The following is a 22,435-nucleotide window of genomic DNA, read 5'->3' as shown; positions in this document are numbered from 1 at the left end:
AAGGCAGCAGCATGTCCGACATCATCGAGCCCGAGGTCGTCGAGGCGCCCGCTGAGGCCGTCGTCGAGGCGTCCGCTGAGACGCCCGCCGAGACCCCCGCGGTCGAGACGCCCGCCGAGACCGTCGTGGTCGAGACGCCGGCGCCGGCTCCGGTCCGCACGGTGCGCCCGGGTGGCCGTCCCATCCAGACCGTCGGCCGCCGCAAGGAGGCCATCGTCCGGGTCCGGCTCGTCCCCGGCACCGGCAAGATCATCTGCAACGGCCGTGACCTCGAGAACTACTTCCCGAGCAAGGTGCACCAGCAGCTCATCCGCGAGCCGCTGACCACCACCGAGAAGGGTGAGGCGTTCGATGTGATCGCCAACCTGCGTGGTGGCGGCATCACCGGTCAGGCCGGCGCGCTGCGCCTGGGCATCGCCCGGGCCCTTATCACGAGCGACCCCGACGACCGTCCCGCCCTGAAGAAGGCCGGCTTCCTTACGCGAGACGCCCGCGTGAAGGAAAGCAAGAAGTACGGTCTGAAGAAGGCCCGTAAGGCTCCGCAGTACTCGAAGCGCTGATTTTGCGCCTCGTCTAACAGGCGGCCGGGTTTCGTTCCTCCGGATGGAGGGCCGGGCCCGGCCGTTTTTGCGTTTTCCTCCCCATTCCTCAACGCATCCGGGCCGTCGAGCGGGCGGGCCGGTGAAAGGAAGCCGCCATGGGGCGACTGTTCGGCACCGACGGCGTACGCGGGCTCGCTAACGGCGATCTCACCCCGGAACTGGCCCTGTCGGTCGCGGTCGCCGCGGCCCGGGTTCTGGTCGAGAGCGACGGCAGCCACCAGCCGCTCGCCATCGTCGGGCGAGACCCCAGGGCCAGCGGCGAGATGCTCGAATCGGCCGTGGTCGCGGGTCTGACCAGCGCGGGAGCCAACGTCGTACGCGTCGGGGTGCTGCCCACGCCGGCCGTGGCGTACCTGGTCGGTCAGACCAATGCGGACCTGGGCGTGATGCTCTCGGCCTCGCACAATCCGATGCCGGACAACGGGATCAAGCTGTTCGCGGCCGGCGGGACGAAGCTGCCGGACGAGCTCGAGGAGCGCATCGAGAAGGCGGTCGCGGACGGGCACGGGCTGATCGGGCGGCCCACCGGCGCCCAGATCGGCCGGGTCAACGACCTGATCGACGGCGCCGACTACTACGTGAAGCACCTGGTCGAGGCGACGCCGCACCGGCTCGAGGGCATCAAGGTCGTGGTCGACTGCGCGAACGGGGCGGCCAGCGAGGTCGCTCCGGTGGCGTACCGGGAGGCCGGCGCCGAGGTCATCGCGATCCACGCGGAGCCGGACGGCTACAACATCAACGACGAATGCGGCTCGACGCACATCGAGAAGGTGCGCGACGCGGTGCTCGAGCACGGCGCGGACCTGGGCATCGCGCACGACGGCGACGCCGACCGCTGCCTGGCCGTGACCGCATCCGGCGAGATCGTCGACGGCGACCAGATCATGGCGATCCTGGCCCTGGCGATGCGCGACGCCGGCACGCTGACCGGGAACACGCTGGTCGCGACCGTGATGAGCAATCTGGGCCTGCGCATCGCGATGAAGCAGTCCGGCATCAAGCTGATCGAGGCCAAGGTCGGCGACCGGTACGTGCTGGAGGAGCTCAACGCCGGCAGCCTGGCCCTGGGCGGCGAGCAGAGCGGCCACATCGTGATGCCCGCGTTCGCGACCACGGGCGACGGCGTCCTCACCGGCCTGCACCTGATGGCCCAGCTGGCCGCGACCGGCAAGTCGCTGGCCGACCTGGCCGCCGTGGTGCTCAAGCTCCCCCAGGTCCTGATCAACGTACGCGTCGACGACCGCCAGGCCGGCGCGACGGCCCCGGGCGTGCTGGGCGCCGTCGCCGCGGCCGAGGGTGAGCTGGGCGAGACCGGCCGGGTGCTGCTCCGCCCGTCCGGCACCGAGCCCCTGGTCCGGGTCATGGTCGAGGCCGCGACCGAGGACCAGGCACGCGCCGTCGCCGAGCGGATCGCCGCCCAGGTGAGCGCGGCCAGCCCCGCCTGACCCGGTTGCCGCCGTTGCCGCGCCGAGCCGGGCTCGCCGCCCGCTCAGCCGGTTGCCGCACGCTCAGCCCGGTTGCCGCAGGCTCAGCCGGTTTGCCGCCCCGCCGTTCAGGCGGGGCGGCTCAGCTTCGCGAGGCGCTGGGCCGCGTCGTCGATGACCTCCTCCCGCTTGCAGAACGCGAAGCGGATCAAATGCCGCCCCGCCTCCCGGTTGTCGTAGAAGACCTGCGTCGGCACCGCGACCACCCCGCACCGCGCCGGCAGGGCCCGGCAGAACTCGGCGCCGTCCGTCCCACCAAGGGGCGTTATGTCCGCCGTCACGAAATATGTCCCTTCGGACGGCAGCACCTCGAACCCCGCCTCGACCAGCCCGGACACCAGCCGGTCCCGGCGGCCCTGGAGATCGGCGCGGAACCGCTCGAAGTATCCGTCCGGCAGCCCCAGCGCGACCGCGACGGCCGGTTGCAGCGGGCTAGCGTTCACGAACGTCAGGAACTGCTTGACCCGCTGCACCGCGGACACCAGCGGCGCCGGCCCGGTCGCCCAGCCGACCTTCCAGCCGGTGCACGAGAACGTCTTGCCCGCCGACGAGATGCGCAGCGTGCGCTCGCGCATGCCGGGCAGCCCGGCGAGCGGAACGTGCGGCTCGGCCGCGTCGGTGAACACCAGATGCTCGTAGACCTCATCGGTCACGGCGTACGCGGTGAACTCCTGGCATAACTCGGCGATGAGCGTGAGCTCGGCCGTGGTGAAGACCTTGCCGGTCGGATTGTGCGGCGAGTTGAGCAGCACCAGCCTGGTGCGCGGCCCGAACGCGGCCCGTAGCTCGCCCTCGTCGAACTCGTACCGCCCGCCGGGCCCGGGCCGCAGCGTCACCGGGCGCCGCACGGCACCGGCCAGCGTGATCGACGCCGCGTACGAGTCGTAGTACGGCTCGAAGCACACGACCTCGTCACCCGGCTCGCACAGCGCCAGCATCGCGGCCGCCACCGCCTCGGTCGCGCCGGCGGTCACCACCACCTCGGTGTCCGGATCTCGGGTCAGCCCCCAGAAGCGCTGCTCGTGTGCGGTGATCGCGGCGCGCAGCGCGGGGATCCCGGGCAGCGGCGGATATTGGTTGGCGCCGCCGCGTAAGGCCTCGCCGGCGGCCGCGAGCATCTCGGGCGGCCCGTCCGTGTCCGGGAAGCCCTGGCCCAGGTTGATCGAGCCGGTGCGGACGGCGAGCGCGGACATCTCGGTGAAGATCGTGGTGCCGAACGGACGCATGCGTTCGACCAGGGGATCGCTCGTCACGGGCGTGCCCTCTCCGTTCTCGACGCTACCGGAATGCGGGCCAGTGCTCCGGCCTTCAGGCCGGGGGTGAAGGCCCGCGCGGGAGGGCCGCCAGGCCCGAGCGTGCCTTAGGCCTGGTCGGTGCGCTGCTGGCTCCACCACTCGTAGGGCACGAGCACGGCACGCGGTTGCCCGGCCTTCGTGATGACTGTGTGCTGGCCGCCGTAGTGTGCGGCGTCGATCAGTTTGCCGAGTTCGGGCCGGGCTTCGCGGGCGCCGATGGTCTGCGTGTCGTCCATCTCCACACGGTACCTTGTGTACCCTGTGTAGGTGCAGCTTCGTTACCAGTTCCGCGTCTATCCGACGCCCGGCCAGCAGGTCGAGCTGGCGCGGGCGTTCGGGTGTGCGCGGGTGGTGTTCAACGACGGGCTGCGCCTGCGTCAGCAGGCCCGAGATGCGGGCCAGAAGTACATCTCGGATGCCGAACTGTCCAAGCAGGTCATCACCCAGGCCAAGGCGACCGAGGCCCGCGCGTGGCTGGGCGAGGTCTCCAGCGTGGTGTTGCAGCAGGCCCTGGCGGACCTGAACAGCGCGTACCGCAACTTCTTCGCCTCGATCTCGGGCAAGCGCAAGGGCCGCAAGCTGGCCCCGCCGCGGTTCCGGTCGCGCAAGGACAACCGGCAGGCGATCCGGTTCACGAAGAACTCCCGGTTCAAGGTTCTCGACAGCGGCCGGCTCAGGTTGCCGAAGATCGGCGACCTGGCGATCCGCTGGTCCCGGACGTTGCCGTCGGACCCGTCGTCCGTGGCGATCATCCGGGATGCGGCCGGGCGGTACTTCGCCTCGTTCGTCGTGCGGACCAGCCAGGACGAGGCGTTCCCGCCGGCCGAGTCCGAGATCGGGATCGACCTGGGCCTGACTCACTTCGCGGTGCTCTCGGACGGCACGAAGGTCGCCGCGCCTAAGTTCCTGCGCCGTGCGGCCCGCAAGCTCAAGCGGCTGCAACAGGGCTTGTCGCGCAAGCAGCGGGGCAGCAACAACCGCAAGAAGGCCGTAGTCAAGGTCGCTCGGGCGCATGCCCGGGTGGCCGACACCCGGCGCGACTGGCAGCACAAACTGTCCACGACATTGATCCGCGAGAACCAAGCGATCTATGTTGAGGACCTGTGCGTGGTCGGTCTCGGCCGGACCCGGCTCGCGAAGCCCGTGCACGATGCGGGCTGGGCGAGCTTCACCGCCATGTTGGAGTACAAGGCCGCCCGCTACGGCAGGGCATTCGGCCGAGTGGATCGGTTCTTCCCGTCCACTCGGATGTGCTCCGACTGCGGCCGCATAAACGACGAGATCGCGCTCAACGTCCGAGCGTGGAACTGCTCCTGCGGAGCAGCCCACGACCGGGACGTCAACGCCGCCATCAACATCAAGGCCGCCGGGCAGGCGGACTTCAACGACCGTGGAGCGCAGGTAAGACCGGGACTCGTCCCGGCACCGCGCGGCGAAGCGGTAACCCACCCGGACGCCGCGCGGTCCACGCGCAGCGTGGAGGGAATCTCCGTCCTTTAGGGCGGAGAGGATGTCAATCAAGGGTCAGATGCGCGCAGACGGCCGTGACGCCGATGCTCCCGGGGCCGGAGGTGTTCTTCTTGACCTCTTTGCCGTCCACCAGGGTGCGGCAGCTGATCGAGCCCTGCGACGTGCCCGTCCGGGTGGCCGTGACCGAGACCAGGACCGGCGTCTGCACGTCGGCGCTGAACCGCCACGGTAGCGACGCGTTCTCGGCCACCTTGGGCCGCTCGCCCAGCTTCGTCAGATACAGGATCTCGGCCGTCCCGTCGCCGCTGACCTCGTACGTCACCGTGACCGTCCGACCGGCCCCGGTCGGCAGGCCGGTGGGCAGGCCGGGCACGTCCGGGATGTTGGTCGGCAGGCCGGGCAGGTCGGGGGCCTGGGTGGGCAGGTTGTCGAACGGGTTGGAAGCCTCCTTGGCCCGGTCGGTCACGTTGCGCACGGCGAGGACGGACGCCGTCACGAGGCCGCCACAGAGCAGCAGTGACACCGCCACGATGACCGCGATGATCGGGATGCTGCTCTTGCGCGGGGGCGCCGGGGGCGGCGGCGGCCCCTGGGGTGGCGGGTAGCCCGGTCCGTAGTCGGGCGGATAACCCGGCGGCGCGTAATTCACCTGGTCGGGTGGGGGTGTAGCGGGGAACTCGCTGGTCGGCGGATACTCGCCGCCGCGCTCCGGGACCGGTGCCTGGCCGGGCGAATACGGCGCCGCCGGATCGCGGTCCGGGTGCTGGTCGCCGGGCTGAGGAAAGTTGCTCAACGTCACTCCCGATGCGTGCGCTTGGGTGGCGGCGTGATAGCCGACAGTACGCCTCCCCGGCCAGCCGTTCGTCGGCGGTACAGCGTTTTTCCGGTTAGTTTTGCGCAGATCGGTTGCTCGAAAGCGTGCTTCTCGAGCATGACCGGTGAGCGGTGTTCGGATAGGCTGCCGGACATGTGTGGCATCGTGGGGTACGTCGGCGGTCGTCCGGCGCTCAGCATCGTCCTCGACGGCTTGCGTCGGCTGGAGTACCGCGGGTATGACTCCGCGGGCGTCGCCGTCGTCGATTCGGACACGGTCCTGACCGAGAAAAAGGCCGGCAAGCTGGCCAATCTGGAGAAGGCTCTGGCCGAGCGGACCGGTGATCCGATCGCCACCGGTACGACGGCGATCGGGCACACCCGGTGGGCGACCCATGGCGGGCCGACCGACCGCAACGCCCACCCGCACCTGTCCGCGGACGGCAAGGTCGCCGTCATTCACAACGGCATCATCGAGAACTTCGCCCGGCTGCGCGCCGAGCTCGAGGCCACCGGCGTCGAGTTCGTCAGCGACACCGACACCGAGTGCGCGGCGCATCTGCTCGCCGCCGAGGTGCGCTCGCTGCGCGAGTCGGGCATGGCGGACACGCCGGAGCTGCTGGCCGAGGGCATGCGGCGCACGGTGCGCCGGCTCGAGGGCGCGTTCACCCTGCTCGCCACCGACGCACGGGTGCCCGGCGCGGTGGTGGCGGCCCGGCGCAACTCGCCGCTGGTGGTGGGCCGCGGTGCGGGCGAGAACTTCCTCGCGAGCGACGTCTCCGCGTTCATCGAGCACACGCGCGAGGCGATCGAGCTGGGGCAGGACCAGGTCGTGCTGATCACCCCGGAGGCCATCGAGATCACCGGCTTCGACGGGGAGCCGGCGGAGGGCAAGTCCTACCACATCGACTGGGACGCGTCCGCCGCCGAGAAGGGCGGCTACGACTACTTCATGCTCAAGGAGATCGCCGAGCAGCCGCAGGCCATCGCGGACACTCTGCTGGGCCGGCTCTCCGACCGCGGCGACATCGTCCTCGACGAGGTGCGCCTGACCGATCAGGACCTGCGCGACGTCGACAAGGTGTTCATCATCGCGTGCGGCACCTCCTACCACGCCGGGATGGTCGCCAAGTACGCCATCGAGCACTGGGTGCGCATCCCGGTCGAGGTGGAGCTGGCCAGCGAGTTCCGGTACCGGGACCCGATCCTCGACCGGTCCACCCTGGTCATCGTGATCAGCCAGTCCGGCGAGACGATGGACACGCTGATGGCGCTGCGGCACGCCAAGGAGCAGAAGGCCCGGGTGCTGGCCATCTGCAACACCAACGGCTCGACCATCCCGCGCGAGTCGGACGCGGTGCTCTACACGCACGGCGGGCCGGAGATCGCGGTCGCCTCGACCAAGGCGTTCCTCACCCAGCTCGTCGCGTGCTACCTGATCGGGCTGCACCTCGCTCAGGTGCGTGGCGTGATGTACGCCGACGAGGTCGCGGCCGTCGTGCACAAGCTGCGGGACACCCCGGACAGTCTGACCACCCTGCTGGACCGCATGGAGGAGGTGCGGGCGCTCGCGCGCGAGCTGAAGTCCGCGCAGACCATTCTGTTCATCGGCCGGCACGTCGGCTTCCCGGTGGCCCTGGAAGGCGCGCTGAAGCTCAAGGAGCTCGCCTACATGCACGCGGAGGGCTTCGCGGCCGGCGAGCTCAAGCACGGCCCGATCGCGCTGATCGACGAGGGCACGGCGGTCATCTGCGTGGTGCCGTCGCCGGCCGGGCGCGGCGTCATGCGCGACAAGGTGGTCTCCAACATCCAGGAGGTGCGCGCCCGTGGCGCCAAGACGATCGTGATCGCCGAGGAGGGCGACGACGGCCTCGCCGCCTACGCCGACCACCTGATCCCGGTGCCGCAGACGCCCACGCTGCTCGCCCCGCTGATGACCACCGTGCCACTGCAGATCCTGGCGTGCGAGATCGCGACGGCCCGCGGCCACGACGTGGACCAGCCGCGCAACCTGGCGAAGTCGGTCACCGTCGAGTGATCTGATCCACCCCGCCGCCATCACGCCGCTCCTAGCGTGATGGCGGCGAGTGCGTCCAGCGCCGGGCGGCCGCGATCCCAGTAACCGGAGTGACCGCCGCCCGCCTGGCTCGCGAAGACCCGGGCCCCGAACGCCGGGTCGCTCGGGTTGTGCCCGAACCACAGATCGTCCGCCGGCCGGCCGAAGGCGAACGCCGCGCCGGCCCCCGGGATCGCCGCCGAGAACGCGAGGTCGCGGGCCAGGGCGCCGGGTGTCTCCGCCAGGTGCTGTATGACGTCGCCGCGGGCGGTCGACGACCACACGTGCGCGGCCGGGATCGCCAGGTCGCGGACCGATTCGACCCCCACCCCGGGCGACCCGACGAAGACGACGTCGTCGGCGGCCAGCCCCGGCGTGGCGGCCGCCTTGCCCACCAGCAGTGACCCGTAGCTGTGGCCCAGCACGGTCTGCCGGCCGGTCGGGTCGTCGTGCGTGGCCCGTAGTCCCTCTTGGAATCGCCGCAGCGCGGGCGCGCCGGCCTCGGCCCGGCGCGCGGTCGCCGCCTCGTCGAGGAAATCGGGCGCGTCGTAGTCGAGCCAGAGCACCGCGCTCGTCGCCGCGGCCGGAGCGATCTCGGTGGCACGTTCACCCACCCGCTCGGCCCGGGACAGCTCGCCGCCGAACGTGGCCAGGCCGGCGGTCATGCCGGGCACGTGGGTGAGCACGGTCGCGGCGCGGTCCGGGTCGCCGACCGCCACCACGACACGGCCCTCGTCTCTCAGGTCCAGGCGCATCAGGTACGCCCGAGGCCCGTCCCCGGTGGCCAGTCGGTCGCCCAGCGCGTCGAGCCCGTCCCGCAGTCCGCGCAACCGGGCACGCTCGCGGCCGCCGGACGCCGCGATCAGCCGGTCGAGCTCGGCGCGCCGGTCGGCGAGCACCAGCCGGTTCGCCATGTCGCGATCGGCGGCCGGGACCCCGTCGAGCGCCCCGATCCACTGCGGCTCGACGGTCAGCAGCCACTCGCGCTCGCCCGGATCGAGCCCGGACCACCAGCGCCGGACCTCGGCCGGCGAGGCGTCGCAGCCGGGCGACTCCGGCGCGGGCCGCTCGGCCGTGTCGTGGATCCGGGCCAGGAGCTGATCGAGCCCGGCGGCCGTGACGTCGTCGGCCCGCTCGGCCACCGCGAGGGCGGCGGACAGATCGGCGATGGCGCCCGGCGGCCGGACGACGCCCCGGGGGACGCCGCCGTCGTCGATCGCGAGGCCGGCGCCCAGGGCCCGGCGCAGCAGCGCCCGGGCCCGTTCCAGGGCCGCCGCGAACTCGCTGGCCAGCTGATCGGCCCGCCAGCAAAGCAGCCGGAACCGGACCAGCCGGCGGCGCAGCACGGTGAGGCGACCGGCCGCCGCGGTCGCGGCCGTGCCGGACCAGGCCGCGCCCAGCCCGGCCAGGTGCGGCGCGAACTCGGCGGCGAGCCGGTCCGCGAGCGCGGCCCAGCGCCGCCACGCGACGGCGAGCGCGCGCCAGCGGCCCGGATCGGTGACCCGCAGACGGGCGTAGACGGCACTCATCGGGTGAGCCGCAGGCGGGTGGCGGCGCGGGCGTCGGCCCGCTCATACTCCTCGGCGGCGGCACTGATCCGCCGTGCCGTCTCGTCGATCTCGGTGCCGAGCTGGGCCAGATGCCGGCGGGCGGCGTCGGCGGCCAGCGTTGCCGCGTCGCTGGTCACCCAACGCGGGACGGTCTCCCGCGGCGGCTCCCCGGCGGTGGCGGCGGTGACCCGGGCCGCGGTGGCGGACACCTCGGAAGCGGTGCGACGCAGCTCGCCGGTGTCGACTTCGAGATCGGGGTTCATCGGGCAACCTCCTGGCCGGGGGAACGGGATGCGCCGACGTTAGGGGTTCGCGGCGGCCGATTGGTGCGGTTGTGGACGGCGGGCCCTGGGCGTACGGGAGGGTTGTCCACAGGGCTTGTGAAAGGCGCCGCGGTCTGTCATCACGTGTCGCACCGATATGGTGAGGCGGTGATCGTGGCTGTCGGCATCGATGTGGTCCTGGTGGAACGGTTCGCCCGAGCCCTCGAACGCACTCCGTTGCTGGCCGATCGGCTCTTCACCGAGGGTGAGCGGCTGACCCCGTCCGGCAACCCGCGCGCCGCCGAGTCGCTGGCCGCCCGGTTCGCGGCCAAGGAGGCGGTGGCGAAGGCCCTGGGCGCCCCGGCCGGGTTGCGCTGGCACGACTGCGAGATCGTCGCGGACCCGGACGGGCGGCCGTGGCTGACGGTCTCCGGTACGGTCGCCGCGGTTGCCGCCGAGCGAGGCGTCAACCGATGGCATCTCTCGCTCTCGCACGATGGGGGAATCGCCTCGGCGATGGTCGTCGCGGAGTCCTGACCAGGCACGACGCAAAAATGTCGTACCCATGGCCTAGAAATCCGGGGCATCACGAACGGCGGCGACGAACGGCTGGAGGGACATATGCGGCAGGCATGGCGAGTGGCGGACGTCCGCGCCGCGGAGCAGACCCTGATGGCGAGGCTGCCCGACGGCACCCTGATGCAGCGGGCGGCGGCCGGCCTGGCCCGGCGGTGTGCCCTGCTGCTCGACGACACCGGCGGGGTGTACGGCTCGCGGGTGGTGCTGCTGGTGGGCAGCGGCGACAACGGCGGCGACACGCTGTACGCCGGCGCCGCGCTGGCCCGGCGCGGCGCCCAGGTGCGGGCCCTGCTGCTGAGCCCGGAGCGGGTCCACCTCGCGGGCCTGGCCGCGCTGCGCCAGGCGGGTGGCTTCACCGTCGGTGAGCTGCCCGGACGGGCCGATCTCGTGCTCGACGGCATCGTCGGGATCGGGGCCAGCGGGGGTCTTCGCCCGCCGGCCGCGGCCCTGGTGTCCCGGCTGGGTGACCTGCGCTCGCGAGCGGGCACCCGTCCGCCGGTCGTCGCCGTGGACGTCGCCAGCGGCGTCGCGGTCGACTCCGGCGACGTCCCGGGCGAGGCGGTCACCGCCGACGTGACGGTGACCTTCGGCTGCCTCAAACCGGCCCACGTCGTGGGCCCGGCCGCGGCGCGAGCGGGCCATGTCGAGCTGGTCGACATCGGGCTCGGGCCGGTGCTGCGCGCCGACCCGGCGATCCGGGTACCGGACGCCGAGGACATCGTGGGCTGGTGGCCGCGGCCGGGCGCGGCGTCGGACAAATACAGCCGCGGCGTGGTCGGCATCGCCACCGGCTCGGCGACCTATCCCGGGGCGGCTCTGCTCTCGGTGACCGGCGCCCAGGCCGGCCCGGCCGGGATGGTGCGGTACGCGGGGTCGGCGCACCACGACGTGGTGATGGTGCATCCGTCGGTGGTCGCGGTTCCCAAGATCGGTGACGCCGGGCGGGTGCAGGCCTGGCTGTGCGGCTCCGGGCTGGGCACCGACGAGGAGTCGCGGACGACCCTGCGCAGCGTGCTGGCAACGTCGTTACCGGTGGTGCTCGACGCCGACGCCATCACCCTGCTGGTGGACGGCAAGCACGCCGAGGATCTGCGCCGTGACGCTCCGGTGGTGCTGACCCCGCACGACGGCGAGTTCAAACGGCTCGCCGGGGAGGCGCCCGGCGCCGACCGTGCGGCCGCCGCCTGCAAGCTCGCCGCCTGGACGAACGCGGTGATCCTGCTCAAGGGCGACCGGACGATCGTGGCCACCCCCGCGGGCGAGGTCTGGGCCAATCCCACCGGCAGCCCGGCGCTCGCCACCGCGGGCAGCGGTGACGTGCTCGCGGGACTGCTCGGTTCGCTGCTCGCGGGCGGTCTGCGGCCGGAGCGGGCCGCGGTCGCCGCGGCGTACGTGCACGGTCTCGCCGGTCGGCGGGCGGCCGAGTCCGGGCCGGTGACCTCGGTGGATGTTGCCGAGTCGCTGCGCCCGGTGCTGGCCGACCTGCTCGGCTGAGCCCGGCTGAACGTAGGCTGACCGTCATGTGGCAGGCCGAGGTCAGAATCGACCTGGACGCGATTCGCGACAACGTCGCGCTCCTGCGGGCCGGCACGACCGCCGAGGTCATGGCGGTGGTGAAGGGCGACGGGTACGGGCACGGCATGCTCCCGTCCGCCCGCGCGGCCTTAGCCGGCGGCGCGACCTGGCTCGGCGTCGCCACCCTGGAGGAAGGGCTGGAACTGCGCCGGGCCGGCCTCAGCGCGCCCGTCCTGACCTGGCTGCACTCGCCCGGGCTCCCGCTGGAGCGGGGGGTTGAGGCCGACCTCGACATCAGCGCGGGCAGTGTCGGACTGCTCGGCGAATTGGTCGGGGCGGCACACCGGGCCGGCCGGACCGCGCGCGTGCACCTCAAGCTCGACACCGGGCTGTCCCGCGGCGGCGCCACCCCGGCCGACTGGCCGTCCCTGCTGGAGGCCGCGGCGAAGGCGCAGGCCGAGGGCGAGATCGACGTGATCGGCGTGTGGAGCCACTTCGTGTACGCGGACGAGCCCGGCCACGCCACGATCGACCACCAACTGGCCGTGTTCGCGGACGGTCTCGCGGTCGCGGAGCGGTTCGGGATCAGCCCGCGCTATCGGCACATCGCCAACTCGGCGGCCACGCTGACCCGGCCCGACGCCCACTACGACCTGGTGCGCCCGGGGATCGCGGTCTACGGCCTCTCCCCGGTCGCCGGCACCACGTTCGGGCTGCGCCCCGCGATGACCGCCCGGGCCCGGGTGTCGCTGACCAAGCGGGTGGCGGCCGGTCAGGGTGTCTCGTACGGGCACACGTATGTCACGCCGACCGAGACCACGCTGGCGCTGGTGCCGCTCGGGTACGCGGACGGGGTGCCGCGGCACGCGTCCAACGTGGGCCCGCTGCTGCTCGGCGGCAAGCGCCGGACTATCGCCGGACGCGTCTGCATGGACCAGATCGTGATCGACGTGGCGGACGATCCGGTGGCCGCCGGCGACATCGCCACGCTCTTCGGCGCCGGGGACGACGGCGCTCCGACGGCCGACGACTGGGCCGACGCCATCGACACGATCAACTACGAGATCGTGACCCGGTTCGGCAGCACCCGGGTCCCGCGGGTCTACGACGGCACGGCCGGGGTGGTGCCATGAGTCCACGTCTCCCGAAAAAGCGGGCCAAACAGGTCGGTATCGTCGGCGCGGCCGTCGGTGTCGTCGCGGCCGGGGTCGCCACCGCGTTCGCGGTCGAGCGCGCTCTCGTCCGCCGATCGGTCAACGCGCCCGGCGACCCGTATGTCGACGAGCCCTTCGCCGACCAGCCACGCGACCACGAACTGACGGTCACCGCCGCGGACGGGACCGACCTGCACGTCGAGATCGTCGAGCCCAGCGCACCGACGACGAAGCCCACGATCGTGTTCGTGCACGGTTTCGCCCTGGACATGGGCACGTTCTACTTCCAGCGCAAGGCGCTCACCGAGCGCGGCGACCACCGGCTCGTCCTCTACGACCAACCCGGCCACGGGCAGTCCAGCAAGCTCAAGTCCGGGGACTACGACATCGCCGCACTCGGCAAGTCGCTCGGCACGGTCCTCGACGCCACCGTCCCGGACGGCCACATCATCCTGGTCGGGCACTCGATGGGCGGCATGACGATCATGGCGTTCGCCGAGCAGTACCCGGAATGGTTCGGTAACCGCGTCACCGGCGTGGTCTTCATCTCCACCTCCGCCGGTCTGATCGACACCACCAAACTGGGTGTGCCGTCGCTGGTCGCGCGGGCCTCGGCGCCGTTCTTCCCGCTCTGGGGCAAGGCGGCCGGCCTCGGCGGCGGCGCGATCGACAAGGCCCGGGTCGCGTCGTCGGACCTGGCCTGGTTACTGACCCGGCGGTACGGCTTCGGCGATCCCAGGCCCAGCCCGTCGCTGGTCAGCTTCGTGGAGAGCATGAACTCCAAGACGTCGGTGGAGACGCTCGCGAAATATCTGACCACGCTCTACCGCCACAACGGCATCCCGGCGTTGTCGGTGCTGCGCGGCGTCCCGGTGCTGGTCATCGTCGGCACCAAGGACTTACTGACGCCGGTCACCCATTCGGAGGAGATTCTCAAGTACCTCCCGGAGGCCGAGCTCGTGAAGATCGACAACAGTGGGCACGTCGTGATGCTGGAGAAGGCCGACGAGGTGAACGCGGTGCTGCTCCCGTTCCTGGAGAAGATCTCGTGAAACTGCGGACCGTCGAGGACACCCGGGCGTTCGGCTCCCGGCTGGCCGGGATCCTGCGCGCCGGCGACCTGGTGGTGCTGACCGGTCCGCTGGGCGCCGGCAAGACCGCGCTGGTCCAGGGCATCGGGGCCGGGCTCGAGGTGGTGGGTGCGATCACCTCGCCGACCTTCGTGATCGCCCGGCTGCACCGCGGGCGCACGCCTTTGGTGCACGCGGACGCGTACCGGCTCGGTGATCGGCCGGACCCGCGCGCCGAGATAGACGATCTCGACCTGGACGCCTCCGCGGACGACGCGGTGACCGTTGTCGAGTGGGGGGAAGGGCTGGTCGAGCAGCTCAACGACGAATATCTCCAGGTTCGCCTCGACCGCCTGGACGACGACACCCGCGTGGCCGAGTTGATCCCGCATGGCGGGGACTGGGCGGCCCGCGTCAAGCAGCTTGACGAGAGGACACCGGAGTGAACCTGCCCGAGATGCTGCCGGCTCAGTGGCGGGCCCAGCTCGCCCCCTTCCTGGACGAGAAGGACACGGCGGCGCTGGGAGAGTTCGTGGCGAGCGAATACGCGGCGCACACGATCTACCCGCCGATCGAGGACCTGTTCGCGGCGTACCGGCTGTGCGCGCCCGACCAGACCCGCGTGTTGATCCTCGGACAGGACCCGTACCACGGTGCCGGCCAGGCGCACGGGCTGAGCTTCAGCGTCCGCGAGGGCGTCCGGATCCCGCCGTCGCTGCGCAACGTGTTCAAGGAACTGGCCGAGGACGTCGGTATCGCCCCGCCGGCCAGCGGCGATCTCACCGGCTGGGCGCGTCAGGGCGTGCTGCTGCTCAACGCGGTGCTCACCGTCCGGGCCGGCGCCGCCGCGTCGCACGGCGGGAAGGGCTGGGAGGCCTTCACCGACGCCACGATCCGCGCCCTCAACGCCCGCGACCAGCGCGTCGTGTTCCTGCTGTGGGGCGGCTACGCGCGTAAAAAAGTCGAGCTGATCACCAACCCGGTCCACGCGGTGCTGGAGGCGGGACACCCGAGCCCGATGAACCCGAAGGGCTTCCGCGGCACCCGCCCGTTCAGCGCAGCGAACAAGGCGCTCGCCGACGGGGGTCTGCAGGTCATCGACTGGGACCCGCGTTAGGGTCGGTCCGTGCTCGTACTCGCCCTGGACACCGCCACGCCGGCATCGTCGGTCGCCCTCGTGAAGGTCACCTCTGACTGGATGGAGGGCGTCGTGGAGCGGCGTGCCGTCGATCCGCGCGCGCACGGCGAGACACTGGCCCCGGAGATCGCGGAGGTGCTGGCCGAGGCCGGCGTCGGTGCGGGTGACCTCGGCGCGATCGTGGCCGGGACCGGGCCGGGCCCGTTCACCGGGCTGCGGGTCGGTCTGGCCACGGCGGCCAGCATGGGACAGGCCTTGGGCATCCCGACGTACGGGGTGTGCTCGCTCGACGCGCTCGGGCGAGCCGCCGGACCGGGTCTCGTCCTGGTCGCCACCGACGCGCGGCGCCGCGAGGTCTACTTCGCGACCTACGAGGACGGTGTCCGGACGTTCGGCCCCGAGGTCGCCCGCCCGGCCGACGTGGCGTCGATCATCGCGGCCCGCACCCGGCGGCCGGAGGTCGTCGGCGAGTCGGAGATCATCGAGGCGGCCACCGCTCTCGCCGGTGCGGAGGGCGCCCGCGAGGCGGCGGCGATCGCCCGCGCCGAGGCGACCAGCCGCCTGCGCCCCGACGAGACCCTGTCGCACGAGAAAGGGAAGCTGCATCGGGGCGCCGGTGAGGGCGTACTGAAATATGGTGAGATCTTCCGGCTGCCGGTCGAGGAGCACCTGCTGTACCCGCCGCCGGCCGCCCTGGTGGCCCTCGCGGCCGACCGGATCCGGGCCGGCGAGCCCGGCGAACAGCTCACGCCGCTCTATCTGCGCCGGCCGGACGCCGTCGAACCGGCCGCTCGCAAGCCGGTGCTGACCTGATGGAGCTCGGACGGTTCCGCTGGTGGCACATCGCCGAGGTGCTGCGGATCGAGCAGGACCTGTTCGGCAACGAGATGTGGTCGCCCGCGATGTTCTGGAACGAGCTGGCGCAGCGGCACTTCTACGTGGTGGCGAGCGACGGCGAGGCCGTGCTGGGGTACGCGGGGCTCGCGGTGAGCCCCGACGAGGCCTGGGTGCAGAACATCGGGGTGCGCCGCGACGCGCAACGCCGCGGGATCGGGCGTTCGCTGCTGGAGGCGCTGCTCGCCGAGGCCGACCGGCGGGGAATCAAGCAGACCCTGCTCGAGGTGGCCGTCGACAACGCGCCCGCCCAGCGGCTCTACGCCACCTATGATTTCGAGCCCGTCGGGATCCGGCGCGGCTACTACCAACCGAGCAACACCGATGCCCTGGTGATGATGCGCAATGCCTGACGAACCCCTGGTCCTCGGGATCGAGACCTCCTGCGACGAGACCGGCGTCGGCATCGTACGAGGTCACACCCTGCTCGCGGACGCACTGGCGTCCAGTGTGGAGCAGCACGCACGATTCGGTGGCGTGGTGCCGGAGGTGGCGAGCCGGGCCCACCTGGAAGCCATCGTCCCGACCATGCAACGGGCCCTCGACGAGGCGAAGGTGACCCTCGCCGACGTCGACGCGATCGCCGTGACCAGCGGGCCGGGGCTGGCCGGCGCGCTGCTCGTCGGGGTCGCCGCGGCCAAGGGGTACGCCCTCGCCGCGGACAAGCCGATCTACGGCGTGAACCACCTGGCCGCGCACGTGGCGGTGGACACATTGGAGCACGGCCCGCTGCCCGAGCCCGCGGTCGCCATGCTGGTCTCCGGCGGCCATTCGTCGTTGCTGCTGGTCGACGACCTCACCAACGGCGTCACGCCGCTCGGCGCGACCATCGACGACGCGGCCGGCGAAGCCTTCGACAAGGTCGCCCGCCTGCTCGGCCTCGGCTTCCCGGGCGGACCGATCATCGACCGTACGGCGCGCGACGGCGACGCTGGCTCGATCGCCTTCCCGCGCGGCCTGACCGCCCCGAAAGACCTGGCCGCGCACCGTTTCGACTTCTCCTTCTCGGGGCTGAAGACGGCGGTGGCGCGCTTCGTGGAGGCGACCGAGCGCGACGGTACGCCGGTGCCGGTGGCCGACGTCTCGGCCAGCTTCCAGGAGGCGGTGTGCGACGTGCTCACCACCAAGGCGATCGACGCGTGCCTGTTCAACGAGGTCGAGACGCTCGTCATCGGCGGCGGCGTCGCGGCCAACTCCCGGCTGCGTGCCATGGTCACCGCGCGGGCCGAGAAGAAAGGCATCCGGGTACGCGTCCCCCGCCCTCAACTGTGCACCGACAACGGCGCGATGGTGGCCGCGCTCGGGTCCCGGCTCGTCGCGGCCGGCGTCGCGCCCAGTCGTCTCGATCTGCCCGCCGATTCCGCGATGCCGTTGACCGAAGTCAGTGTGGCGGGGTAGGAAGCCTGACATGATCGCGAGAATGTGGGAGGTGCGGGCCTCGACCAGTGGCTTCGACAAGCTGCTGAGCTGGGTCTGCGACGTGGCCGTGCCCCGGCTCGAACAGTTGCCGCAGCACGTGTCCAGCGAGGTCTTCTCGTCCACCGACAACCGCATCGTGGTCATCTCGAAGTGGCGTAACAACCCGGAAAGCCTGTCGGCGCCGCCGCCCGGTCTGGTGGCCCGCTCACCGCACATCTGGGACTTCGCGCAAGTCGACAGGTAAAGCATGAAGGGCGCGCCCGCGGGCGCGCCCTTCATCAAACGAGCAACCGGTCAGAAGCCCGGGCCGTGCTGGTGGCTGTGGCCACCCGGGCCGTGGCTGTGGCCGTGGCCGCCCGCGGCGGCCGGCTCCGGCTCCGCCGGCTTCTCGACCACGAGGCTTTCCGTGGTCAGCAGCAGGCCGGCGATCGAGACGGCGTTGGAGACCGCGTTGCGGGTCACCTTCACCGGGTCGAGGATGCCGGCGGCGGCCAGGTCGACGTACTCGTCGGTGGCCGCGTTGAGGCCGTGGCCCCAGCCCAGCTCGCCGACCTTGCCCACCACGACGTAGCCGTCGTGGCCGGCGTTCTGGGCGATCCAGCGCAGCGGCTCCACCAGCGCCTTGCGGACGATGCCGACGCCGATCGCCTCCTCGCCGGTCAGGCCGAGGTCGCCGTCGAGCGACGAGACCACCTGGGCGAGGGCGGCGCCGCCGCCGGGGACGGTGCCCTCCTCGACCGCGGCCTTCGTCGCCGAGATCGCGTCTTCGATGCGGTGCTTGCGCTCCTTCATCTCGACCTCGGTGGCGCCGCCGACCTTGATCACCGCGATGCCGCCGGAGAGCTTCGCCAAGCGCTCCTGCAGCTTCTCGCGGTCCCAGTCGGAGTCGGACGCCTCGATCTCCTTGCGGATCTGCGAGACCCGGTCGGTGACCTCGGACGACTTGCCGCCGCCGTCGACGACGGTGGTGTTCTCCTTGTCGACCACGACACGGCGGGCGGTGCCCAGCATGTCGAGGGTGACCTGGTCCAGCTTGTAGCCCAGCTCGGGCGCGATCAGCTCGCCGCCGGTGGCGATCGCCATGTCCTGCAGCATCGCCTTGCGACGGTCACCGAAACCGGGCGCCTTCACCGCGGCGACCTTGAAGGTCTTGCGGATCGCGTTCACCACCAGCGTGGACAGGGCCTGGCCCTCGACGTCCTCGGCGATGATGAGCAGCGGCTTACCGGCCTGCAGCACCTTCTCCAGAAGCGGCAGCATCTCCTCGATGCTGGCGATCTTCTGGGTGGTGATCAGGATGTACGCGTCCTCGAGGACCGCTTCCTGCGACTCGGCGTCGGTCACGAAGTTCGGGGAGATGAAGCCCTTGTCGAACTGAAGACCCTCGGTGACCTCGAGCTCGGTCAGCATCGCCGACCCGTCCTCGACGGTGATGACGCCGTCGCGGCCGACCCGGTCCATCGCCTCGGCGATGAGCTCGCCGATGGTGGAGTCCTGGGCCGAGATGGTGGCGACGTTCGCGATCGCCTTGTGGTCGGCGACCTCGACCGCCTTCGCCAGCAGCGCCTCGGACACGGCCTCGGCCGCCTTGTCCATGCCCCGCTTGAGCGAGGTCGGGCTGGCGCCCGCCGTCACGTTGCGCAGACCCTCGCGGACGAGCGCCTGGGCGAGCACGGTCGCCGTGGTGGTCCCGTCGCCGGCGACGTCGTTGGTCTTCGTCGCCACCTCCTTGACCAGCTGGGCACCGAGGTTCTGGTACGGGTCGGTGAGCTCGATCTCCTTGGCGATGGTGACGCCGTCGTTGGTGATCGTGGGCGCGCCGAACTTCTTGTCCAGGACGACGTTGCGGCCGCGCGGGCCGAGAGTGACCTTGACCGTGTCGGCGAGCGTGTTGACGCCGTGCTCCAACTGGTGCCGGGCGTCGTCAGAGAAGCTGAGAATCTTCGCCATTTGTAGGTCCCTTCACGCACCAACGCCCTGGCCCAACGAGGTGGGCCAGGGCGGTCAGCACTGTCAGTAGGTCACTTCTCGATGACCGCGAGGACGTCGCGGGCGGAGAGCACCAGGTACTCCTCGCCGGCGTACTTGACCTCGGTGCCGCCGTACTTCGAGTAGAGGACCGTCTCGCCGACCTTGACGTCAACCGGGATCCGGTTGCCCTTGTCGTCGATGCGGCCCGGGCCCACAGCGAGGACGGTGCCCTCCTGCGGCTTCTCCTTGGCGGTGTCGGGAATCACGATGCCCGACGCCGTGGTGGTCTCAGCCTCGTTCGCCTGGACCACGATGCGGTCCTCGAGCGGCTTGATCGCAACCTTGGTCGCGGTAGTCACGGGCATACCCTCCTGGGTACTGGTCTCGCCGGCCATGGCTCGGCCAAATGAGCCGGCTCAATTGCCTCATGCCACCGGGCGGGGCCGTCGTCGCGGGTGCCGGTCCGCCTGGTGCCTAACCGCGCGCCCGGATGGGCGCTCGGCTGGCACCCTCATGTTGAGAGTGCTAATCGGAGATTAGGCCGGAACTAGCACTCCGTCAACCAGAGTGCCAGTATCGCCACACCGGCGACAACCCCGGGAGAATGCCTGCGTGCATACCGTCTCACCAGCCCTCTTGCGTACGCCCGAAGGGGTGACGGCGTTGGCCGCGGCGACCGAGGTGGCGGGCGCCGATCCGCTGGTCGCAGCCGCCACCCTACGTGCCCGTGGGGTGCCCGCCGACCTGGCGTCCGCGGCGTTGACCCAGGTCGATCTGCGGCGCCGCGCGGTCGCGAAGTTCGGCCCGGCGGCGACCTCGATGTTCTTCACCCGGGCCGGTCTGGAGCAGGCGACGCGGGCGGTGGTGGCGGATCGGCGCGCGGCCCGGCTCGCCGCCGCCGGGGTGCGGACCATGGCGGATCTGGGGTGCGGCGTGGGCTCGGACGCGCTGGCCGCGGCTCGGGCGGGCATTTCCGTGTACGCCGTGGACGCCGACCCGGTGACCGCCGAAGTGGCCGCGGCGAACGTCGTGGCAGCGGGCCTGAGTGACCTGGTCCGGGTCGAGTGCGTGGACGCCACCACGGTCCGTGTCGAGGATTTCGACGCGGTGTTCGCCGATCCGGCCCGTCGCCGGGCCGGGGGCGGCCGCGTCTTCGATCCGAAGTCGTACTCGCCGCCGTGGGATTTCGTGGCCGGACTGGCCGGCCGGGTGCCCCGGACGGTGCTGAAGCTCGCGCCCGGAATCGACCACGACCTGCTGCCGCCCGGCGCCGAGGGGGAGTGGGTGAGCGTCGGCGGCGACCTGGTCGAGGCGGCCTTCTGGTGCGGCCCGCTCGCCGAGGTCCCGCGCCGCGCCACGCTGCTGCCCGGCGAAACGGGCGCGAGCGTGCTGACCGGCAGCGGCGACGCGAAAGCGCCGGTCGGCCCGGTCGGGCGCTTCCTGTACGACCCCGATCCCGCGGTCGTTCGGGCACACCTGGTCGCCGAGTTCGCGGCGAGCATCGGCGGCCGGCTCGCCGACCCGGACATCGCCTACGTCTACACGGACGAGCCGCTGGCCACGCCGTACGGGAGAAGGTTGGAGATCACCGACGTCATGCCGTTCTCGCTGAAGCGCCTGCGAGCGCTGCTGCGTGAGCGCGGCGTGGGCCGGCTGGAGATCCGCAAACGGGGGTCGGCGCTCGAACCGGATCAGCTCCGCCGCCAGCTACGACTCTCCGGACCGGAAGGGGCGTCAATAGTACTCACCAGGGTCCTGGACGCTCCCGTGGTCATTCTTTGTCGCTGAGTTAACATCCGCCTCATGGCTGCCAAGAAGGCTTCCACCGGAACTCCGGCTACGGTGCTGCTCACCGCGGAGAAGGTGGCCTTCGGCCTGCACCCCTACGACGTCTCCCCCGATGCCCCCAACTACGGCGCACTTGTTGCCGCCGCCCTGGGTGTCCCTGCCGAACAGGTCTTCAAGACTCTGATCGCGGACGTCGACGGGCGCCTCGCGGTCGCCGTCGTGCCGGTGACCGGTGAGCTGGATCTCAAAGCACTCGCGCGCGCGGCCGGCGGCAAGCACGCTGTCCTGGCGGAACGCTCCGCGGCCGAGCGCAGTAGCGGTTACGTGCGCGGCGGGATCAGCCCGCTCGGCCAACGTAAGCGGCTGCCGACTGTGGTGGACGTCTCGGCGTCCGGCCTCGGTCACATGTTCATCTCGGCCGGGCGCCGGGGATTGCAAATCTCACTGGCACCGGCCGACCTCATCCGGCTGACCGACGCCTCGACCGCGTTGATCCGGACATAGCACCCAATCGCACACGCGACGCTATGGCCGTTACGACAACGTTACGGAATGAGAGGATGTTTCTCACGAGAACGGTCGAGATCGGGCATGGGTGTGACTTAGCGTCACCTAGTGATGCGAACAAAGCGAACGGTCGGGGCGGGTGCCGGGCCTTCGCCAGGGACTCTGTGTCCGTATCTCCGCTGTGTTGCCGGATTGTTATGCCCCGTTACGAGATCGCCAGGCATCACCGCTTGTGCTCCTGCCCGCAACGGGAATACGTTGCCGGGCACAACAAACTAGACAGACTGATCTTGGGAGTTTCGGGAGCTGTGACACTCCCGACATGACACTCCATCGAACCTCATCGAAGGCCCGGTTTTACCCGAAAGGACACTAGGAATGCGTAAGGGACTGTTCGCCCTTGCCGCCGCCGGCTTGCTTGCCACCACCGGCCTGGCCGCTTGTGGTGACGACAGCGGCTCCGGCTCCGGCAGCAGCGGCGGTGGCTCGGCCGCTGCCGGCAAGGTCGGTGTCATTCTTCCCGACACGAAGAGCTCGCAGCGCTGGAGCACCTTCGACCCGACCTACCTCAAGGCGGCGTTCGACGCGGCCGGTGTACCGGTCGACATTCAGAACGCGCAGGGCGACAGGACCACGTTCCAGACCATCGCCGATGGCATGATCTCGAGCGGTGTGAAGGTCCTGATCATCGTGAACCTGGACTCGGGTTCCGGTAAGGCCGTGCTCGACAAGGCCAAGCAGGCTGGTATCGCGACGATCGACTACGACCGCCTCACCCTCAACGGTGGCGCGGATTACTATGTGTCGTTCGACAACGTCAAGGTGGGCGAGCTGCAGGGCCAGGGCCTGGTGCAGTGCCTGACCGAT

The 22,435-nt window shown here is 71.2% G+C and carries 24 protein-coding genes; 17 read left to right on the top strand and 7 right to left on the bottom strand.

Features of this window, described 5'->3' with window-relative positions:
• The first annotated feature begins 11 nt into the window (after window positions 1-11).
• On the top strand, window positions 12-560 hold the full coding sequence (rpsI, locus tag HH310_RS35555) for a 30S ribosomal protein S9 (RefSeq protein ID WP_169180132.1): 549 nt from the start codon (window positions 12-14) through the stop codon (window positions 558-560).
• 137 nt (window positions 561-697) lie between these two features.
• Window positions 698-2,047, top strand: coding sequence for a phosphoglucosamine mutase (glmM, locus tag HH310_RS35550; RefSeq protein WP_169180131.1), 1,350 nt, complete (start codon window positions 698-700; stop codon window positions 2,045-2,047).
• 107 nt (window positions 2,048-2,154) lie between these two features.
• On the opposite strand, the gene HH310_RS35545 is transcribed toward glmM, so the two are convergent.
• Together HH310_RS35545 and HH310_RS35540 are read right to left on the bottom strand one after the other, a co-directional pair.
• Window positions 2,155-3,339 carry a pyridoxal phosphate-dependent aminotransferase gene (locus HH310_RS35545; protein WP_169180130.1) on the bottom strand — a complete coding sequence of 395 codons (1,185 nt, stop codon included), beginning with the start codon at window positions 3,337-3,339 and terminating at the stop codon, window positions 2,155-2,157.
• A 107-nt stretch (window positions 3,340-3,446) separates the two neighbouring features.
• Window positions 3,447-3,617: a type II toxin-antitoxin system Phd/YefM family antitoxin gene (locus HH310_RS35540; protein WP_169180129.1), complete on the bottom strand. Its 171-nt coding sequence runs from the start codon at window positions 3,615-3,617 to the stop codon at window positions 3,447-3,449.
• Window positions 3,618-3,648: 31 nt separating this feature from the next.
• Between HH310_RS35540 and HH310_RS35535 the strand changes: the two genes are divergently transcribed.
• A complete protein-coding gene (locus HH310_RS35535) occupies window positions 3,649-4,881 on the top strand; it encodes an RNA-guided endonuclease TnpB family protein (RefSeq protein WP_169180128.1) in 1,233 nt (410 codons plus the stop codon).
• A 13-nt stretch (window positions 4,882-4,894) separates the two neighbouring features.
• On the opposite strand, the gene HH310_RS35530 is transcribed toward HH310_RS35535, so the two are convergent.
• Entirely contained in the window at window positions 4,895-5,644 is a 750-nt protein-coding gene (locus HH310_RS35530; protein ID WP_169180127.1) for an MmpS family transport accessory protein, read from the bottom strand.
• Between the two features lie 174 nt (window positions 5,645-5,818).
• Between HH310_RS35530 and glmS the strand changes: the two genes are divergently transcribed.
• Entirely contained in the window at window positions 5,819-7,702 is a 1,884-nt protein-coding gene (gene glmS, locus HH310_RS35525) for a glutamine--fructose-6-phosphate transaminase (isomerizing) (RefSeq protein ID WP_169180126.1), read from the top strand.
• 20 nt (window positions 7,703-7,722) lie between these two features.
• Here glmS and HH310_RS35520 read toward each other — a convergent pair whose 3' ends face one another.
• The gene (locus tag HH310_RS35520) at window positions 7,723-9,249 is read right to left on the bottom strand and encodes an alpha/beta hydrolase (protein ID WP_169180125.1); all 1,527 of its coding nucleotides are present in this window, start codon (window positions 9,247-9,249) and stop codon (window positions 7,723-7,725) included.
• Window positions 9,246-9,533: a type VII secretion target gene (locus tag HH310_RS35515; protein WP_169180124.1), complete on the bottom strand. Its 288-nt coding sequence runs from the start codon at window positions 9,531-9,533 to the stop codon at window positions 9,246-9,248. Before HH310_RS35515 ends, HH310_RS35520 begins: the two co-directional genes overlap by 4 nt.
• A gap of 168 nt (window positions 9,534-9,701) precedes the next feature.
• Here HH310_RS35515 and HH310_RS35510 point away from each other — a divergent pair, with 168 nt between their 5' ends.
• The 10 genes from HH310_RS35510 to HH310_RS35465 all read left to right on the top strand — a co-directional run bounded on the left by HH310_RS35510 (window position 9,702) and on the right by HH310_RS35465 (window position 17,546).
• Window positions 9,702-10,070: a holo-ACP synthase gene (locus HH310_RS35510; RefSeq protein WP_169180123.1), complete on the top strand. Its 369-nt coding sequence runs from the start codon at window positions 9,702-9,704 to the stop codon at window positions 10,068-10,070.
• Window positions 10,071-10,154: 84 nt separating this feature from the next.
• Window positions 10,155-11,606 carry an NAD(P)H-hydrate dehydratase gene (locus HH310_RS35505; protein WP_169180122.1) on the top strand — a complete coding sequence of 484 codons (1,452 nt, stop codon included), beginning with the start codon at window positions 10,155-10,157 and terminating at the stop codon, window positions 11,604-11,606.
• Window positions 11,607-11,632: 26 nt separating this feature from the next.
• Window positions 11,633-12,760 (top strand): alanine racemase, encoded by a 1,128-nt coding sequence (gene alr / locus HH310_RS35500; RefSeq protein WP_169180121.1) that lies wholly within the window; start codon window positions 11,633-11,635, stop codon window positions 12,758-12,760.
• Window positions 12,757-13,833, top strand: a complete 1,077-nt coding sequence (locus HH310_RS35495; protein ID WP_169180120.1) for an alpha/beta fold hydrolase — start codon at window positions 12,757-12,759, stop codon at window positions 13,831-13,833. The genes alr and HH310_RS35495 overlap by 4 nt, the downstream gene beginning before the upstream one ends.
• Window positions 13,830-14,297: a tRNA (adenosine(37)-N6)-threonylcarbamoyltransferase complex ATPase subunit type 1 TsaE gene (gene tsaE / locus HH310_RS35490; RefSeq protein ID WP_169180119.1), complete on the top strand. Its 468-nt coding sequence runs from the start codon at window positions 13,830-13,832 to the stop codon at window positions 14,295-14,297. Before HH310_RS35495 ends, tsaE begins: the two co-directional genes overlap by 4 nt.
• An 11-nt stretch (window positions 14,298-14,308) precedes the next feature.
• Window positions 14,309-14,968, top strand: a complete 660-nt coding sequence (ung, locus tag HH310_RS35485) for a uracil-DNA glycosylase (protein WP_169180206.1) — start codon at window positions 14,309-14,311, stop codon at window positions 14,966-14,968.
• A gap of 9 nt (window positions 14,969-14,977) precedes the next feature.
• Window positions 14,978-15,802 (top strand): tRNA (adenosine(37)-N6)-threonylcarbamoyltransferase complex dimerization subunit type 1 TsaB, encoded by an 825-nt coding sequence (gene tsaB, locus HH310_RS35480; RefSeq protein WP_169180118.1) that lies wholly within the window; start codon window positions 14,978-14,980, stop codon window positions 15,800-15,802.
• Window positions 15,802-16,236: a ribosomal protein S18-alanine N-acetyltransferase gene (rimI, locus tag HH310_RS35475; RefSeq protein ID WP_169180117.1), complete on the top strand. Its 435-nt coding sequence runs from the start codon at window positions 15,802-15,804 to the stop codon at window positions 16,234-16,236. The genes tsaB and rimI overlap by 1 nt, the downstream gene beginning before the upstream one ends.
• Complete coding sequence (gene tsaD, locus HH310_RS35470; RefSeq protein WP_169180116.1) at window positions 16,229-17,281, top strand: tRNA (adenosine(37)-N6)-threonylcarbamoyltransferase complex transferase subunit TsaD; 1,053 nt, start codon at window positions 16,229-16,231, stop codon at window positions 17,279-17,281. Before rimI ends, tsaD begins: the two co-directional genes overlap by 8 nt.
• Before the next feature lie 10 nt (window positions 17,282-17,291).
• The gene (locus HH310_RS35465) at window positions 17,292-17,546 is read left to right on the top strand and encodes a hypothetical protein (protein ID WP_169180115.1); all 255 of its coding nucleotides are present in this window, start codon (window positions 17,292-17,294) and stop codon (window positions 17,544-17,546) included.
• Between the two features lie 50 nt (window positions 17,547-17,596).
• On the opposite strand, the gene groL is transcribed toward HH310_RS35465, so the two are convergent.
• Entirely contained in the window at window positions 17,597-19,252 is a 1,656-nt protein-coding gene (gene groL, locus HH310_RS35460; protein ID WP_169180114.1) for a chaperonin GroEL, read from the bottom strand.
• Between the two features lie 71 nt (window positions 19,253-19,323).
• Entirely contained in the window at window positions 19,324-19,638 is a 315-nt protein-coding gene (gene groES, locus HH310_RS35455; protein WP_082771855.1) for a co-chaperone GroES, read from the bottom strand.
• Window positions 19,639-19,885: 247 nt separating this feature from the next.
• On the opposite strand from groES, the gene HH310_RS35450 reads away from it, so the two are divergent.
• From HH310_RS35450 to HH310_RS35440, 3 genes are all read left to right on the top strand, one after another.
• Window positions 19,886-21,061: a THUMP-like domain-containing protein gene (locus HH310_RS35450; RefSeq protein WP_169180113.1), complete on the top strand. Its 1,176-nt coding sequence runs from the start codon at window positions 19,886-19,888 to the stop codon at window positions 21,059-21,061.
• A gap of 15 nt (window positions 21,062-21,076) precedes the next feature.
• The gene (gene ybaK / locus HH310_RS35445; RefSeq protein WP_169180112.1) at window positions 21,077-21,565 is read left to right on the top strand and encodes a Cys-tRNA(Pro) deacylase; all 489 of its coding nucleotides are present in this window, start codon (window positions 21,077-21,079) and stop codon (window positions 21,563-21,565) included.
• Window positions 21,566-21,946: 381 nt separating this feature from the next.
• On the top strand, window positions 21,947-22,435 hold a 489-nt coding region (locus tag HH310_RS35440), incomplete at its 3' end, for a substrate-binding domain-containing protein (protein ID WP_169180111.1).

The organism is Actinoplanes sp. TBRC 11911 (assembly GCF_012933445.1).
Classification (GTDB): Bacteria; Actinomycetota; Actinomycetes; order Mycobacteriales; family Micromonosporaceae; genus Actinoplanes.
The sequence above is the reverse complement of the archived record's forward strand: the minus strand, read 5'-3'. Positions and strand labels throughout refer to the sequence as shown.

Excerpts from the sequence above, each read along its gene's own strand:
- ybaK (WP_169180112.1), top strand. The coding sequence starts at position 21,077 with ATGGCTGCCAAGAAGGCTTCCACCGGAACTCCGGCTACGGTGCTGCTC.
- HH310_RS35540 (WP_169180129.1), bottom strand. The coding sequence starts at position 3,617 with ATGGACGACACGCAGACCATCGGCGCCCGCGAAGCCCGGCCCGAACTC.
- alr (WP_169180121.1), top strand. The coding sequence starts at position 11,633 with ATGTGGCAGGCCGAGGTCAGAATCGACCTGGACGCGATTCGCGACAAC.
- glmS (WP_169180126.1), top strand. The coding sequence starts at position 5,819 with ATGTGTGGCATCGTGGGGTACGTCGGCGGTCGTCCGGCGCTCAGCATC.
- ung (WP_169180206.1), top strand. The coding sequence starts at position 14,309 with ATGCTGCCGGCTCAGTGGCGGGCCCAGCTCGCCCCCTTCCTGGACGAG.
- rimI (WP_169180117.1), top strand. The coding sequence starts at position 15,802 with ATGGAGCTCGGACGGTTCCGCTGGTGGCACATCGCCGAGGTGCTGCGG.
- HH310_RS35505 (WP_169180122.1), top strand. The coding sequence starts at position 10,155 with ATGCGGCAGGCATGGCGAGTGGCGGACGTCCGCGCCGCGGAGCAGACC.
- rpsI (WP_169180132.1), top strand. The coding sequence starts at position 12 with ATGTCCGACATCATCGAGCCCGAGGTCGTCGAGGCGCCCGCTGAGGCC.
- HH310_RS35465 (WP_169180115.1), top strand. The coding sequence starts at position 17,292 with ATGATCGCGAGAATGTGGGAGGTGCGGGCCTCGACCAGTGGCTTCGAC.
- HH310_RS35520 (WP_169180125.1), bottom strand. The coding sequence starts at position 9,249 with ATGAGTGCCGTCTACGCCCGTCTGCGGGTCACCGATCCGGGCCGCTGG.
- tsaD (WP_169180116.1), top strand. The coding sequence starts at position 16,229 with ATGCCTGACGAACCCCTGGTCCTCGGGATCGAGACCTCCTGCGACGAG.
- groES (WP_082771855.1), bottom strand. The coding sequence starts at position 19,638 with ATGCCCGTGACTACCGCGACCAAGGTTGCGATCAAGCCGCTCGAGGAC.
- groL (WP_169180114.1), bottom strand. The coding sequence starts at position 19,252 with ATGGCGAAGATTCTCAGCTTCTCTGACGACGCCCGGCACCAGTTGGAG.
- HH310_RS35515 (WP_169180124.1), bottom strand. The coding sequence starts at position 9,533 with ATGAACCCCGATCTCGAAGTCGACACCGGCGAGCTGCGTCGCACCGCT.
- HH310_RS35495 (WP_169180120.1), top strand. The coding sequence starts at position 12,757 with ATGAGTCCACGTCTCCCGAAAAAGCGGGCCAAACAGGTCGGTATCGTC.
- glmM (WP_169180131.1), top strand. The coding sequence starts at position 698 with ATGGGGCGACTGTTCGGCACCGACGGCGTACGCGGGCTCGCTAACGGC.